The sequence below is a fragment of the Pseudoalteromonas sp. CH_XMU1449-3 genome (genome assembly GCF_037027245.1).
Classification (GTDB): Bacteria; Pseudomonadota; Gammaproteobacteria; order Enterobacterales; family Alteromonadaceae; genus Pseudoalteromonas; species Pseudoalteromonas shioyasakiensis.
This window is the reverse complement of sequence record NZ_JAYMDY010000004.1, coordinates 245,900-260,965: the sequence shown is the minus strand read 5'-3', so window position 1 is coordinate 260,965 and position 15,066 is coordinate 245,900. Positions and strand designations below refer to the sequence as shown.

Annotated in this window: 14 protein-coding genes; 5 read left to right on the top strand and 9 right to left on the bottom strand. The window is 41.3% G+C overall.

Translation table 11 applies throughout. The features are described from left to right. Positions 1-11: 11 nt before the first annotated feature. The 5 genes from WA256_RS07560 to WA256_RS07540 are packed head-to-tail and all read right to left on the bottom strand — an operon-like array spanning position 12 to position 3,750. Positions 12-617 carry an energy transducer TonB gene (locus WA256_RS07560; protein ID WP_054552071.1) on the bottom strand — a complete coding sequence of 202 codons (606 nt, stop codon included), beginning with the start codon at positions 615-617 and terminating at the stop codon, positions 12-14. Positions 618-629: 12 nt separating this feature from the next. Then, on the bottom strand, positions 630-1,043 hold the full coding sequence (locus WA256_RS07555; RefSeq protein WP_036971869.1) for an ExbD/TolR family protein: 414 nt from the start codon (positions 1,041-1,043) through the stop codon (positions 630-632). A gap of 45 nt (positions 1,044-1,088) precedes the next feature. Beyond that, positions 1,089-1,616: a MotA/TolQ/ExbB proton channel family protein gene (locus WA256_RS07550; RefSeq protein WP_054552070.1), complete on the bottom strand. Its 528-nt coding sequence runs from the start codon at positions 1,614-1,616 to the stop codon at positions 1,089-1,091. 3 nt (positions 1,617-1,619) lie between these two features. Continuing rightward, positions 1,620-2,987 carry a MotA/TolQ/ExbB proton channel family protein gene (locus WA256_RS07545; RefSeq protein ID WP_054552069.1) on the bottom strand — a complete coding sequence of 456 codons (1,368 nt, stop codon included), beginning with the start codon at positions 2,985-2,987 and terminating at the stop codon, positions 1,620-1,622. Positions 2,988-2,997: 10 nt separating this feature from the next. Continuing rightward, on the bottom strand, positions 2,998-3,750 hold the full coding sequence (locus WA256_RS07540) for a DUF3450 domain-containing protein (protein ID WP_062565605.1): 753 nt from the start codon (positions 3,748-3,750) through the stop codon (positions 2,998-3,000). A 304-nt stretch (positions 3,751-4,054) separates the two neighbouring features. On the opposite strand from WA256_RS07540, the gene WA256_RS07535 reads away from it, so the two are divergent. Beyond that, positions 4,055-4,540, top strand: a complete 486-nt coding sequence (locus WA256_RS07535; protein ID WP_062565606.1) for a GNAT family N-acetyltransferase — start codon at positions 4,055-4,057, stop codon at positions 4,538-4,540. 125 nt (positions 4,541-4,665) lie between these two features. Here the strand turns inward: WA256_RS07535 and WA256_RS07530 are convergent, their stop codons facing one another. From WA256_RS07530 to fucP, 4 genes are all read right to left on the bottom strand, one after another. Further along, on the bottom strand, positions 4,666-5,271 hold the full coding sequence (locus tag WA256_RS07530; RefSeq protein WP_165385120.1) for a DsbA family protein: 606 nt from the start codon (positions 5,269-5,271) through the stop codon (positions 4,666-4,668). Next, positions 5,272-6,351, bottom strand: a complete 1,080-nt coding sequence (locus tag WA256_RS07525) for a diguanylate cyclase (RefSeq protein ID WP_240701533.1) — start codon at positions 6,349-6,351, stop codon at positions 5,272-5,274. A gap of 19 nt (positions 6,352-6,370) precedes the next feature. Further along, entirely contained in the window at positions 6,371-8,260 is a 1,890-nt protein-coding gene (locus WA256_RS07520; RefSeq protein WP_304637769.1) for a methyl-accepting chemotaxis protein, read from the bottom strand. A 348-nt stretch (positions 8,261-8,608) separates the two neighbouring features. After that, complete coding sequence (fucP, locus tag WA256_RS07515) at positions 8,609-9,880, bottom strand: L-fucose:H+ symporter permease (RefSeq protein WP_062565610.1); 1,272 nt, start codon at positions 9,878-9,880, stop codon at positions 8,609-8,611. A 138-nt stretch (positions 9,881-10,018) separates the two neighbouring features. Between fucP and WA256_RS07510 the strand changes: the two genes are divergently transcribed. The 4 genes from WA256_RS07510 to WA256_RS07495 all read left to right on the top strand — a co-directional run bounded on the left by WA256_RS07510 (position 10,019) and on the right by WA256_RS07495 (position 15,057). Then, a complete protein-coding gene (locus WA256_RS07510) occupies positions 10,019-11,236 on the top strand; it encodes an AGE family epimerase/isomerase (RefSeq protein ID WP_062565611.1) in 1,218 nt (405 codons plus the stop codon). Next, positions 11,236-12,189, top strand: a complete 954-nt coding sequence (locus WA256_RS07505) for a carbohydrate kinase family protein (protein ID WP_062565612.1) — start codon at positions 11,236-11,238, stop codon at positions 12,187-12,189. The genes WA256_RS07510 and WA256_RS07505 overlap by 1 nt, the downstream gene beginning before the upstream one ends. 288 nt (positions 12,190-12,477) lie before the next feature. After that, the gene (locus WA256_RS07500) at positions 12,478-13,245 is read left to right on the top strand and encodes a hypothetical protein (RefSeq protein WP_062565613.1); all 768 of its coding nucleotides are present in this window, start codon (positions 12,478-12,480) and stop codon (positions 13,243-13,245) included. Positions 13,246-13,320: 75 nt separating this feature from the next. Further along, positions 13,321-15,057 carry a hypothetical protein gene (locus WA256_RS07495; protein ID WP_062565614.1) on the top strand — a complete coding sequence of 579 codons (1,737 nt, stop codon included), beginning with the start codon at positions 13,321-13,323 and terminating at the stop codon, positions 15,055-15,057. The last annotated feature ends 9 nt before the right edge of the window (positions 15,058-15,066 follow it).

The following is a 15,066-nucleotide window of genomic DNA, read 5'->3' as shown; positions in this document are numbered from 1 at the left end:
ATTCCTCTTTTCTAACCGTTAATTTGGAAAGAAATTTTGTTCTGTACGCCCGCTACTTCAACAGCTTCACCGTTAACAACGCGCGGTTTATATTTAAATTTAAGTGCTGCATCCATCGCAGCGCGGTCAAACAATGACTCTGGTTCAGCTTTAATAACTTTCGGGTCACGTACTGTGCCTTGCTTGGTTACTGTAAACTCAACAATCACATAGCCTTCGATCCCACGCGATAAAGCTCGGCGCGGATAAACAGGCGCTACTTTTACAATCGGTAAGTATTCACCGTCGCTTGATTCAAGGGCTAAGCCGCCAGCTAAGTTAACGTCGGCTTCAACACTAGCACCAAAGTCAAAATTGGCATTGCTCGCGTTAGGATCACTGTTTTGCATTTGCGGTGATTCCATTGGCGGAGGTGGCTCTTTTGGCGTTGGTGGCTTTTGCGGTTTACGTTCTTTCTTTTGCACTGTCTCTTCTTTTTTCAGACGAACAAAATCAAGTACGTTTCCTTTTACGGGCTCAGACATGGCCCCTTCACCACCGGTGATCAGTGCCTGCATGCCTAAAAACAGCATGACAGTCACGATACCAGCGATGATTAATGCAACTATATAACGCATCGCTCACATTCCTTATGATGCTTCTTGCGCTGCAATCGACACATCAAATGCGCCTGCAGCTCGCGATGCATCCATTACTTTAATAAGTACATCGGTTGTGGCTTTTTTATCAGCTTGAATAACCACGCTACCTTGTGGGTTTTCAGCTTTTAAGCGCTCGATATTTGCTTGTACTGCACGAACATCTACTTGGCGTTTGTTGATCCAAATTTCACCTTTGTCAGAAATAGCAACTAAGATGTTGGCACGCTCTTTTTTCACTGCCGTTGCTGCTTCTGGGCGGTTTACATCAATACCGGCTTCTTTTACGAATGATGCTGTTACGATAAAGAAGATAAGCATGATGAAAACAACGTCTAGCATTGGCGTCATGTTGATTTCTTCTGCGTCGTCTTCTTGAAATAAGTTACCTAGTGGCGCTCTCATTGTTAGTCTCCTAGTGGGTGATACTCACATCACCCTAAAATTCGTTTAGTGGTCTAAGACCATGTTGTCTTCAAGTAATTGCACTTCGCGTTTTGCACGACGTTGTAAGAACGTTGATGCGAAAACCCCTGAAAGTGCACCCACCATACCGGCCATTGTTGGGATAGTGGCTTTAGACACCCCTGATGCCATCGAACGTGCACTGCCTGTGCCTGTAATTGCCATTACATCAAATACTTCGATCATGCCGGTTACGGTACCTAACAGACCTAAAAGTGGACATAACGCAACCATTACGTTGATTAGCGCAAGGTTATTATTTAGTTGCATGCCAGCGCGTGAAATCATCGCTTGGCGAATTTGCTCTGCGTTCCAGCTGTTACGCTCTGCTCTATTGCTCCAAGTGCTTTTTACGTCTTTCTTGTAGCGTTTAAAGCCACCAAAGAAATACATAAAACGCTCAAGTATCAATAACCACATCGCGAAGATGAGGACCCCGATGACCAAGAGAACTTGGCCACCTGTGTCGAGGAAATCACGTAGAGCATTGATTGCATCAATCAATAGCACCATGATTTATGCTCCTTTCTCGCTTCGCTCTGCGATGATACCTGCGCTTTGCTCTTGTAAAATCAACAGCATATTTTTAGAACGCGTGTTAAGAAGTGTGTATAAGAATACTGTTGGAATAGCCACAACCAGACCAAGTACCGTTGTTACAAGTGCCTGAGAAATACCACCCGCCATTAGTTTAGGGTCACCTGTACCGAACAAGGTAATTGCTTGGAAGGTGTTAATCATACCGGTTACCGTACCTAGTAGACCAAGTAGTGGTGCTACTACAGAGATAATCTTAATTAGTGTCAGGTTACGAGTAATTTTTGGCATTTCACGAATGATAGCTTCACTTAATTTAAGCTCAAGCGTGTCGTACGCTACATCTGGGTACTGGTCTTTCACTTTCATTACGCGACCAAGTGGGTTGTCATCACGTGCCACTGTGTCTTTAAGCTGACGACGGATTTTGCTACCCATAATCATCAGAGATACAAAACGCTCAAGTGCAATTAGTAAAGCGATTAAGCCAACACCTAAGATGATGTAACCAACCGTACCACCTTGGTGAACTTGCTCTTCAGTGTCTGGTGCTTGTACTAAAAGGCCTAAGATTGAACCACCTGTAGGGTCAAGTGCGAACGGTACAACACCTGAATTTGCTTGCTGTAAATCAGCTGCAGTTGCTGTGTAACGGCTGCTTGGCTGACGCGTAAGCTGGCTGATTGTATTTGTAGCCGGTGTGTACTCAAGGTATTTACCATCTGCGATTAAGTTAAATGCACCAACACGCACCACTTCTTTTTGTGCTTTGCTGCCACCTTCAACGATTACATCTGTTGTAAAGCGAGATACTTTACCTTGCTCAGTCATTTCGCGTTGTAATTCAAACCATACTTTTTCGATATCATCGATAGAAGCAAGCTTTGACGTTGAACCCATTTTTTGTGCTAGCTCATCCATGAAGTTACTACGACCAGGAAGCTCTGCAGAAACAACTGACGTCATGAATTTATTGCTTGAATCGCCCGCTACTTGTTGTAACACACCGAATAGCTCTTTAAGTGAACCCATACGGTTTGAAAGTGTGTCTGTTAAGTTAGCAAGCTTTACTTCGTTCTCTTCAAATTGAGTTTCTAAACGCTCAGACTCGTTAAGCATTGCAGTACGTTTTGCTTGTGTATCTTTAAGCATTTGTACTTGTTCGTTTTGACGCGCCATGAACTCTTGTTCACGTTGTTTATTTTCAGCGCTTTGCTGTGCTTTACCTTGCTCTAATGTTTTTAGTAATGAGTCTAAATCCATTGGCTCAGCCGCTAGGCTACTACCTGCAAAACCAAGGCCAGCTGCAAACACGGCCATTTTTGTCATTTTCGTTAATAATTTCATCTCAAACCTCTTATTCAGCAGCGTGGACTGGCAGTGTTAACATATCTGGGGCAAGTTGCTTACGTGCAATGCGTAAACCTTTGTTGATTTGGCTGATTGCAGAATCTGGTAATTCAACAAACGATTTTGTTTCTTTATCCCAGCTACCTGCTTTTTTGCCGTCGCGTGTTAAATAAATAAGTTCTAAACGACCGATGCGTAAGAAATCTACTTCGCGCTCTTGGCCATCTACATTCAGTAATGCTGTGTACGCTTCGATAGTACGACCGTAATCAACTTCTACTTGGTAAGCTTCAAGTAAGCGGCGGAATTTTTCACTTGAAGTGATGTCTGCGCGGTCCATCATTTCTTTTAATGATGCAATACGCTTGCTACGTTCTTCAGTTAAGAAAGGCACGTCTAGTGCAACAAATTGCTCAAGACCTGTGATCATACGCATCATTAACGGCGTGATTTGACGCTCAATAACTGATACCTGATCCATTGACTCGTTTAACGCGTCCATTTCTGCAATTTGGTTGTTTAATTGCTTAGTAAGTTGCGCGTTATAAACAGTTAAGCCGTCAATTTCTTTATTAAGGGCTTTGAATTGTTGTAAACGACCTTGCATTGAATCTGCAATCTTGTCGATTTTAGTTTGTGATTGCGCTGCAGATTTGTTTATCTCGCTGCTTTTATCAATTACTTTATCTAGATCGTTTGCATGTACTGCTGCAGATGCCGCTACAATACCTGCTAAAATCAGTGGTTTAACGCCTTTCATCGCATACACCTTTACTCGTTAAGTTAGCTTAATTTGCTAGTTGGGTTGTTTTATTGTGCGAAAGGATAACGATGAAAAATGACAAGCATGTTGCGCAAAAAATACAAAAATATGACAGCTGTAACAATTAGTTTATATTGGGCAAGAATAAGGCAAAAGTTGCAGAATTGTGTCCTTATTAATTTTCAATTTTTAGCTTTGGGTTCGGTTTGTTACCCTAAAGAAGGGTAAAATACTAACAAAGTAGAATACTAAAAAGTTTCTTTGATATATTACAACTCAAAATATATCTGAGATAAACAGTATGGGTAAAGTCAGCTTCTTAAAATTAAACGGTAATATTGCAGATCAAGTTATCAACCTCAAAGTTAAAGAATCTCAAAAGCATCTTATCGACAACAATGCCGAGTGGATTATTCAAGCTATTTTCAACGAAGATAGTATCAGTTATGGCATTTATGTAGATAATAAACCTGCTGGTTTAATATCTTTAATCGATCCAAGAATACTCGAAGATTTCGATGAACATTTTCAAAAAGATTATCTCTACTTGTGGCGCGTTATGGTTGACTATAATTTTCAAGGTCTTGGGCTGGGAAAACAAGCAATTAATTTTAGTAAGCAATACGCCTCACTCGTAGGTTTGCAAGGTGTGTCACTAACCACAATGGATAAAGAAGATGGTAATGCACTTTCAATTTATCAAAAGCTTGGATTTGCTCCAACAGGAAGAAGACTAGATGATGAGATTGAATTGATTTTTAATTTTGAGCATATACATTTGGCCTAACTCCCTGATATATGATCTTTATTTGAGCTATTTTCATCTTCGGGCTCGTTACAAAGCCAAAACGAGGTTAATTATCACGTTTGGCTTAAAACTTTTTAATTCAATAGGCTTAACCAGCAACCAAATTAAATAACGTCTATAATTTGCTGATAATTGCTTTGCCAATCTAAATAATTAACCGGGATAGCAGCATACTTCCCTTTATTTTCAAGGACTAAAGATGGAAAACCTTGAATAGGTAAGCTTCTCGCTTGGTTTATTTCGGCCATAAGCAATGAATTTATTTTTTCACTTTCAATTTCTTTAATGAATACGTTTTTTTCTAACCCAATTTGCTCTGCAAGGCTTGTAAGGGTGCTGATGTCAGATGGATTTTGTGCATCTAAGTAGTAGGCTTTTTGAATGGCGTGTAGCATTTCACATTCTTTATTGTGCTGCCTTGCAAGAAGCACAGCACGGCATGCAGGGTAAGTAGAGCGTCGTGGTTGCGCGGTATGCCAAAACTCATGATTGAATGGCGTGCCAAGCTGCTGTTCAATACGTTGCCATGTTTGCTGTAAAAACTGCTGCATATCTTTTGGCATTGGCTCATCTGAATCAGGCGCGAGGCCACCCACTTTATATTCAATAGCAAGTTTATCGCCAAGGGCTGCTTGGAGTTTTAACCAGGTTTCTCTGTAGCCCCAACACCAACTACACATTGGGTCGTATACATAAATTAACTTTGCCATTTAGCTTATCTCAGTTAGATCAGAGACCACTACATTACGCCCTTTTGCTTTGGCTTTATAGAGGTTGTCGTCAGCTTGTTTAATCGCTTTACTAAATTGGCTACCACGTTCTAGGCTGGCAATACCGATACTACAGGTAATAGTCACAGACTGCCCCACATCATAAGGGATCTGTTTCTCGGCGACATAACTACGCAGTTTTTCAGCCACGGCATGGGCAATATTAAGCCCCGCTTTTGGTAGCAAAATAATAAACTCTTCGCCGCCATAACGGGCTTTTATATCTGTGCCACGTAACTTATCGTGCAGCATAGAGGTAAAGGCTATTAATGCCTGATCGCCAAAGTCATGACCATAAGTATCGTTAAGTGATTTAAAGTTATCTAAATCAATTAATAATACCGACATAGGTAAATAATTAGCCGCTTCAGCTTCAAGGCGCGGCTGAATATGCTCATAAATGTAACGACGATTGGCAAGACCTGTTAGCGGGTCTGTTAATGCATCGCGTTTTTCTATTAAAGTAATGTCAGCAATTTTTTGATGGCTTTTTTGCCTAAAGTATTCACTGATCCCAGAAAACAAAATCACCATAGAGAAAGAGGCTAAAAAGCGTGAGGTTTCAACTTGCCCGTAATGCGCTTGCCCGAAGTTGGGGCTAAACAGCAGTGCAACTGCACTAGCATACATAATCCCAACCAACACACTGCCCACTTTTAACCCTAAGGTGACATAAGCCACAATAGGGTAAAACATAAGCCAATATAAAGCGGTGTTTTCTTTGCCGCCGGTGTATACCAATGCTACACAGAGCAGCAAAATGATCGATAAAATAATGCAGCTTACAGAGACTAAAGCACCAGTGCGAAAGTAATAGAGCATGCACAGCACAATAGTTATATCGCTCACCACTAACATAATAGTGAGCGGTAAGGCGTAAATTTGATAGTTAGATAACACTAACGAAGTGATTAATACGATGGCAAAAAAAGCCATGGCAAATAACGTGAAGGCACGACGCTGTTTATCCGCCGTGTCGACACTGTTTAAAGTAATGGCATTAAGCCAATTTTGATCCAAAATTGCAGTCTCTTAACAACTAAACTTTAAATTTAAGTACCAATTGCTCAAGCTCATAGAACTGGGCTTTCAATTTAGTGCACTCATTCAAGGTGTTATTAAGATTGCTTTGACCTTGATTTGAAAGCTCACTAATTGAGTGTATATCACTGTCTAGGCTTTGAATCACTTGGTTTTGCTCAGTCGTGGCATTGGCAACACTGTGGTTCACCTCATCAATTGACTCAATGGCACGGGTTACCTCAGCCATTTTATCGCCTGCTACATGAGCTTGCTCAACACTCTTTTCACTGTCGCGGATACTGGCCGTCATAACTTCAACGGCAGACGCAGAACCTTGTTGTAACTGAGAAATGGTGTCTTCGATTTCTTGTGTTGATTGTTGTGTACGGTGCGCAAGTTGGCGTACTTCGTCGGCTACAACCGCAAAACCACGACCTGCTTCACCTGCACGTGCTGCCTCTATCGCTGCATTAAGTGCTAGCAAGTTAGTTTGCTCACTCACACCTTTGATCACTTCAAGTACTTGGCCAATGCTTACAGTGTGTGCATCTAAGCTATTAATGGTTTTTTGCGCCTGCTCCATATTACGAGATAAAGCATTAATAGCTGATAAGTTGTCAGCTAATGCAGATTGGCTTTGTAATGATTGGCTGTTAGCACTGGTTGCTAACGTTGACGCATTACTTGCACTATTTGAGATTTCTACCGCACTCGATGTCAGCTCATTGATTGCAGTTGCCACGTTATCAGTACGTTTTGTTTGGTCAGCATACATGTCGAGCGTGCCTTGAGTTTGATTAACTAAACTCTCAACTAAGCGCTCAAGCTCAACGGTGGTATTTTTAACTTGCTCAATTGATGTATGAATTTTCTCGATGAACGCATTAAAGTAATGGCTTAGCTCGCCAAACTCGTCATTGTTTTCAACCTCAAGACGGCGGGTTAAATCCCCCTCACCCTCTGCAATATCTTTAATTGCATCGTTTAAGCGCTGCATTGGACGCATTAAATAGCGAAGTAAAAACTGCATCATTAATACAATCGCCACTATACCCATTAGCATGTAGATAGCCGCCATATTTCTAAATGAGGCAACTGATGAGTAAGCAATTTCTTCGTTGATCACCACACCCAAATACCAATCAACGTTTTGAATTCCTTTGATTTTGGTAAACGATACTAATTTGTCTAAGCCACCTACCTGTACTTCAACAAACTCAGATTGTAACGACAAGCTTTTACCGAATAAGTCACTCATGTTTTTATCGTTAAATTTAGTTTCTGGGTGGCTTAAAATGCGCCCTTCACTATCTAGTAAAAAGCCATAACCAAACCCTAAAAAGTCAATTTCGTTGACGATTTTAGTGATGGTTTTCATGTCGATGTCGGCACCTGCAACACCGCTAAACACACCGTTAGCTTGCATTGGCGCTACGGCCGAAATAGTCAGTTCATTGGTGGTTACATCAATATACGGGGCAGTAAAGGCTGTGTTTGTTTTGTTTTCAACAAGCTTGTACCACGGACGTGTTGTTGCATCGTAGTCAGGTGGTAAGACAACAGATTGGTCATTCAATACAAAGGTGCCGTCGGTGATACCGATGTAGGTATTTTTAAAACTCCCCGCTTTGTCGGCAGTGTTCAGCTGAGTAAGTGTAAGCTCTTTGCTATCACCAAGTTGATAGGTATCAGCAACTGACGAAACAATGGCTAATTTAGCATTTAACCAGTTAGCTATATTTTGCGACACTGACTGAGAAATCTCTTGAAGAACAAGCGAAAGCTGCTCCTGCGTTTGGCTGCGCATAGAGATGAAGTTATTAATGGTGAATAAACCGAGCACTATCACTAAAACCAGTGATGCAGCCACAGTTACCTTGGTGGTAAATTTAAGAGTGCTTTGCATGACAAACCTGTTTGTTATTTTTTTCGTTGTTAGCCTCTTTATATTTAACAAATTTAAAGCTCTTTGTCTTATAAAATTAAGCTAAAACTAGAAAAACGTTCCTTTTATTAAAGTACGCTTTCTTTGAAAATCAATTACTTTGTTAACGGCAGCCAATTTCACTTCTTAAGTCGTATTAATAAAAAAGCAGCAAAAAACCACTTGGAACGTTCCTACAGATTATTACTTAAACCGTCCCTGAATACGTATTCATTAAATCATTTTGTCATCTAGTTTTTTTGGTATAGTAAAAAAAATGGCACAAAAAAACCCCGCAACTCAGTGCGGGGTTTTTATTGATAGTTATTTTTAGCCGATGCGTTTTTTCCAGCTATCAGCTAAACGTACAACATTTAAGCCATACCAAGCGATAAATGCATAACAAATCACTGGTACAAAGAAGCTTTGTTGAATGTTTACTGTATCAGCAACTACACCTTGTACTAATGGTACTAAGGCACCACCAACGATTGCTAAACATAACCAACCCGAACCTTTACTGGTTAGTGAGCCTAAACCTTCAATAGCAACAGAGAAAATAGTCGGGAACATAATTGAGTTGAATAAACCAATTGCAAGTACAGAGTAAAGCGCCACATCACCTTCAGTGAATATAGTCACTAACAGCAATACAATAACCATCATGGCATTAAAGAATAACGCTTTTGAAGGCGCAATTTTTTGTAGTGCTGCAGATCCAATGAAACGACCTACCATTGCACCACCCCAGTAATAAGCAATTAAGCTTGCAGCCGCATGCTCTTCAAGGCCAGCAATGTGTTCTTCGCCAAAATAGTTAACTAAGAAGCTACCAATTGAAACCTCTGCACCTACGTAACAGAAGATACCTATAACACCCATCATTAAATGAGGTGCTTCGGCAAGGCTGTGGCCTTTCGCTTTACAGTCTTGCTCTTCTGTATGCTCTGCAATCACTGGTAATTTAAAGAAAGCAAATACCACAGCAATGGTCAGTAGTGCTGCTGCAAGCATAAGGTAAGGCACTTTTACAGATTCTGCAGTTGCTGCGTTTGCAGCTAGTGTGCCTGCTGTACCAAAGAATAAAATACCACCCACATATGGACCAACTGTGGTACCTAGTGAGTTAAGTGCTTGAGCTAAATTTAAACGTGACGACGCCGTTTTTTCAGGGCCTAACGCCACAACATACGGGTTAGCAGATACCTGTAATACGGTAATACCTGCTGCTAGAACAAATAACGCACCTAAGAATAACCAGTACTCATGTACTACAACCGCTGGGTAAAATAACATACAGCCAATTGATGCCACGACTAAGCCGGTTAGTACGCCATTTTTATAGCCCATTTTTTTAACCAACATACCCGCAGGTAGCGATACAATAAAATAAGCACCAAAGAAACAAAACTGAACCAGCATTGCCTCTGTGTAGGTTAAATCGAATACCCCTTTTAAGCGCGGGATCAACACATCATTTAAAACTGTAATGAAACCCCATAAAAAGAACAGGGTTGTCATTGCTGTCAGTGGTAGCAGGTAGTTTTTATTTTGCTGCGAACCATCGGCGACAAACGATTGGTTTGTATTTATTTCACTCACGTGGTTTTCACTCCGTTAACAAGTTACCTTTGATTCTACACATTGAAGTAAAAATAGCACAAAGATTTACTAGGAACGTTCCAATTTTTTTTATTTCCTGCTATAGTTGCAAGATGTACACAGATTTATTAATAACCCATGGCCAAAGTTGACTTTAAAAGCCCCGATTTTCTTAAGCAGCATATTCAAGATACCCTTGCTTTTTATCACCCCCATTGTGTTGATCATTCAGCCCATGGCTTAGCTGGCTTTTATCAGTTCTTTAAAAATAATGGCGCGATTTACGATAAACACACTCGCCATTTAGTCTCGAGCACCCGCTTTGTTTTTAACTATGCAATGGCGTACATAGAGTTTAAAGACCCAGAATATTTAAGCCTCACTAAACATGGTTTAGCTCACCTTGAACATGCGCATAAACAAGCATCTGGTGGTTATGCTTGGCTTATTGAGCAAGATGATAACGGCAAAGTAACCGTGTTAGACGACACCAACCATTGCTACGGGCTCGCTTTTGTAATGCTTGCAAACGCGGTTGCTTTAAAAGCAGGGGTGAACGACTGCAAAAAAACTATTTCACAGGTATGGGATTTATTAGAGCAGCACTACTTTGAACCACAGCATAATGCCTATCTAGATGAGCAAAATGCCGATTTTAGCTGTGCAGATGACTATCGCGGTCAAAATGCCAATATGCATTTATGCGAAGCCTTACTCATGTGTTTTGAAGCAACTAACGAGACCCGTTATTTAAAACGCGCTACAGAGCTTGCCGAAACTTTTACGGTAAAACTGGCAGCTCAGAGTCAGCAGTTAGTGTGGGAGCACTACTCTAAAAATTGGCAAATCGATTTAGATTACAACAAAGATGACCCGCAGCATTTATTTAGGCCTTGGGGATTTCAACCAGGTCATCAAACTGAGTGGGCAAAACTGTTACTTATTTTAAACCGCCATATTGATGAACCTTGGTTGGTGACGCGCGCTAAAAGCCTGTTTGATGAAACCCTGAGCATCGCGTGGGATCAGCAACATGGAGGCATTTTCTATGGCTTTGCACCAGATAAACAAATTTGTGATAGCGATAAATACTTTTGGGTGCAAGCCGAATCATTAGCCGCAGCGGCCCTACTCGCTGATGCCACACATGACGAAAGCTATTGGCAATGGTACGAAAAAATTTGGCAATACAGTTGGCAACATATGGTAGATCACCAATATGGTGCCTGGTATCGCATTTTATCAGCACAAAACCAACCATACAGTGACGAAAAATCGCCAGCAGGCAAAACCGACTACCATACTATGGGTGCCTGCTACGAAGTATTAAGAACCTTAACCTTGAGGAATGCATAATGAGTTTAGTGTGTTTTGGCGAAGCATTAATCGACTTTTTATCAGATGGTAAACAACCAGAGTCATTTACCAAATACGCAGGTGGCGCACCTGCCAATGTTGCTGTTGCAGCAGCAAAACTAGGCCTAAACACCAGCTTTTGCGGCATGTTAGGCGATGATATGTTCGGTCACTTTATTAAACAAGAGCTTGACCAGCATGCAGTAAACACCCAGTACTGTACATTCACCGATGCGGCTAAAACAGCATTGGCGTTTGTATCTCTTGATGACAGTGGCGAACGCTCGTTTAGCTTTTATCGCCCACCAGCCGCCGATTTACTATATCGCGTAGACGATTTTGACTATGCAATGTTTGCAAATCACGCCATCATGCATGTATGCAGCAACAGTTTGACTGAGCACAACATTTATCAAACCACTATTTATGGTTTAACTCAGGCGAAAAAAGCCGGTGCAATTTGTAGCTTCGATATGAATCTGCGCGAAAACCTATGGCCAAGTATGCGCCATACGCTTGATAGAATGTGGCATGTTATTTCTCTGGCAGATATCGTAAAACTCTCATTTGAAGAGCTTGAGTTTTTAAATCAAAAAAGCCATCAAGAAATGCCACTTGAGCATACCATTGATGCCATTTTAAAGGCCGGTGTAACCTGTTTGCTAGTTACCAATGGCGGCGAAGCAATCAGCTTTTACCACGCAGACTTTAAAGGCCAAGTTAACCCACCAGCTACGAAAGTGGTTGATACCACCGCCGCAGGCGATGCGTTTATTGGCGGCATGCTATCAAAGATTGGTCAGCACTGTGAAAACAAACAAAGCTTTAAAGCGTTTTGCCAAACCCCAGCTAATATCGAACAAACCATTGCTTATGCAGCTAAAGCCGGCGCTTTTGCTGTAAGCCGTTATGGTGCATTTGCGTCTTTACCAAGCGCAGCCGATTTAGCCTAGAACTTTGTTTAGGTTGAGTAAAAAGCCCGGCATCAGTAATTAATGCCGGGCTCATTCGCTATTGCTCCGTTTTACATTTATCGATAATTGGTAAATACCTAAACACCTTCATGTTTGGATCGACCACCACATGATCCCCCGCTTTTAAAGCAATGCTAATCTCGCCATTTCAATGTTAAGTTGTTCACTGATTGAATAACAAAACGAAAATATTTCATCATAAAATCAATGCAAAAAAGCCCAGCGTTTCTATAATTAATACTGTGATTTACTTAAAAGGATTTGATTATGCTCACTTTAAAACAACCTCGTATGTTAACGATTTTATCTTTCGGTTTAGTATTCGCCTCACCAACTGTTTATGCCGACCAATGGCAATTTTCTGTAGAGCCTTATTTAATGGCCACTGCGATTGATGGCAGCTCGGCAATTGGCACTATAGAAGCCCCCCTTGAAGTCGAATTTGATACCATTTTAAACAACCTCGACAGCGCATTTATGCTCCATCTTGAGGGATATCATCAATCAAACTGGGGTTTTATTGCTGACTGGGGCTATATGGATTTAAGTAAATCTCATAACGCCCCAAAACTTGGCGTGCTCAGTGCTCGGGTGCGTCAAGCGGTGCTCGAATTAAGTGTTGCTTACCGTTTTTCTAGTCCTTCGATGGGTGATTGGGTTAACTATGTGGGTATTCGTCGTTGGGATAACACCTACGAATTCGATCTTGATCCTAACTTTATGTCACAAGTGTCCGTAGTCGACAGAGATGAAGATTGGATTGATCTCATTTTTGGCTTTCACTTTAACAAACAATTAAGCGAACATTGGCAATTAACAACTGCTGGGGATCTCGGTGGCTTTAACTTAAATGCTAAATTGACTGGCAGCTTTAAATTAGGTGCGGTGTATCAAATAAACCCGCATTGGGATCTGGGTATGAGCTATAAAACCACTTATGTAGATTACCAAACAGGCCAACGCGGAAATAAAAACTTCTTTAGTTATGATACATTTACCCACGGCCCGCAAATAAGCGTGAGCTATCAGTTTTAGTCGTTAGCCTGCTAGTAATTTGTTTCTATTTCATGGTATGTTTTTTAACTAATTAAAGAAAAAGGAATTCATCCTATGAATAATAAGCTTCTTGCTGGGGGCGCAATTGCTATTGTTGCAGGTGCGTTGTTGTACTCACAAAATAAAGCCAGTGTTGATGTAGATTTACCTGAGCTTGCCTACGTACCTGCCGACACGGCGGTTTTTTATGGTCAACTTAAACCGTTTCCGTACAGCAAATACTTTGCGCTTATGCCAGATGCAATGAAAGGCACGAGCGATTTAACTCCCATCATTGCTGAGCTTAAAACAGTTGATGATAAGAATGCCCTATTCCTTGCATCACTGATGGAAAAATACCAACAATCACTGAGCTCTTACGATGCCTTCAAATCGATTTGGGGCTTTGGTGATGACTACAAAGGCATGATGTATGCGCAAGGTTTAATGCCGATTGTACGTTTTCAGGTCGCTGATCAAAGCAGCATTATCAATAGCATTAAGCAATCTGCTGATGAAGCAGGTATTGCGTATACAACAGAAAGCCTTGAAGGCGTAAGTTACACGCGCTTTACCATTGAACTTGAAGGCTTAGATAACTTCAACCTAATTGCATCAACTCACAACAATTGGGCTACCATCACGCTAACCACTGCGCTTTCTAATGATCAAGATTTACGTATTGCCCTTGGCGTAGAAAAACCGGCTCAATCACTGGCTGAAACTAAAAAACTACCTGAGCTTATTAAAACTTTCTCACTTGATGGCAACTCGGTTGGCTTTGTTGATCATCAACGTATCGCTAATGCTGTAACAGGCAAAGAGGACTCTCGCTTACACCAGATGCTTAAAGAGCTACTTGATAAAGCCCAGCAATCCAACGCATTAGCAATGATTTCAACACCTGAGTGTCAAGATGATATTGCAGCTATTGCCGCTAAATGGCCTGCAACAGTATCAGGCACAACAAAAACCCGTATTACCGCCGACTACGCCGACTTTGACGTAAAAGCGGTACTGCAAAGCACAGATCAAGACTTACTTAATACGCTACAAGCCGTGCGTGGTTTTGTACCAAAACATACCACTGAGCTTGACGGGCAAATGATGAGTGTTGCCTATGGTATTGATGTAGCAAAAGTACTGCCGCTTGCCAACACACTAACCGGTGCAATTAAGTCAGCTGAGTTTAACTGTGGCCCAATTGTCGCACTACAAAATGAAATGCAAGAAGTAAGCACCGCTGGCCTTGCTATGATGTCGGGTTTTGCAAACGGCGTGCAAGGTATGAGTGTGAGTGTTCAAGACGCTGCATTGACCATTGATGACTACAACGGCCCACAAATAGACAAACTTGATGCCATCGTTACCCTATCTGCGACCGACGCCCATGGCTTGTATTCAATTGCGCAAGGTTTTGTGCCGCCACTTGCGAACATAAAACTACCAGCCAATGGTGATGCCGTACTGATCAATGAATACATTCCATCGCCTGTGCCACTTAACTTTGATATTAAAATGGCCCTTAAAGGAAATCATATTGTGATTTTCACGGGTGATAAGTCAGCGCAGATTGCCGAGACTTTAGAGTCGCAAAGTGTCACTAAAAATGGCTTTGTGAACATGGCATTCGACGTACAAAAAATCTTATTACCTTTGCTTGATACGATTGCATCAACGGGTCAATTAAGTGATGAAGAAATGGCTGAGCTTGATTCGCTACGCGACCAACCTGTGGGTGTTTATTTTGCCACAGACATTACCGACAACGGCATTGGCCTTGAAAGTAACGTACAAATTACTAAAAAGTAGTTTTGAGTT

Bases quoted from the DNA above. Each gene is read 5' to 3' on its own strand.
- WA256_RS07560 (WP_054552071.1), bottom strand. From the start codon at position 617: ATGCGTTATATAGTTGCATTAATCATCGCTGGTATCGTGACTGTCATG.
- WA256_RS07555 (WP_036971869.1), bottom strand. From the start codon at position 1,043: ATGAGAGCGCCACTAGGTAACTTATTTCAAGAAGACGACGCAGAAGAA.
- WA256_RS07550 (WP_054552070.1), bottom strand. From the start codon at position 1,616: ATGGTGCTATTGATTGATGCAATCAATGCTCTACGTGATTTCCTCGAC.
- WA256_RS07545 (WP_054552069.1), bottom strand. From the start codon at position 2,987: ATGAAATTATTAACGAAAATGACAAAAATGGCCGTGTTTGCAGCTGGC.
- WA256_RS07540 (WP_062565605.1), bottom strand. From the start codon at position 3,750: ATGAAAGGCGTTAAACCACTGATTTTAGCAGGTATTGTAGCGGCATCT.
- WA256_RS07535 (WP_062565606.1), top strand. From the start codon at position 4,055: ATGGGTAAAGTCAGCTTCTTAAAATTAAACGGTAATATTGCAGATCAA.
- WA256_RS07530 (WP_165385120.1), bottom strand. From the start codon at position 5,271: ATGGCAAAGTTAATTTATGTATACGACCCAATGTGTAGTTGGTGTTGG.
- WA256_RS07520 (WP_304637769.1), bottom strand. From the start codon at position 8,260: ATGCAAAGCACTCTTAAATTTACCACCAAGGTAACTGTGGCTGCATCA.
- WA256_RS07510 (WP_062565611.1), top strand. From the start codon at position 10,019: ATGGCCAAAGTTGACTTTAAAAGCCCCGATTTTCTTAAGCAGCATATT.
- WA256_RS07505 (WP_062565612.1), top strand. From the start codon at position 11,236: ATGAGTTTAGTGTGTTTTGGCGAAGCATTAATCGACTTTTTATCAGAT.
- WA256_RS07500 (WP_062565613.1), top strand. From the start codon at position 12,478: ATGCTCACTTTAAAACAACCTCGTATGTTAACGATTTTATCTTTCGGT.
- WA256_RS07495 (WP_062565614.1), top strand. From the start codon at position 13,321: ATGAATAATAAGCTTCTTGCTGGGGGCGCAATTGCTATTGTTGCAGGT.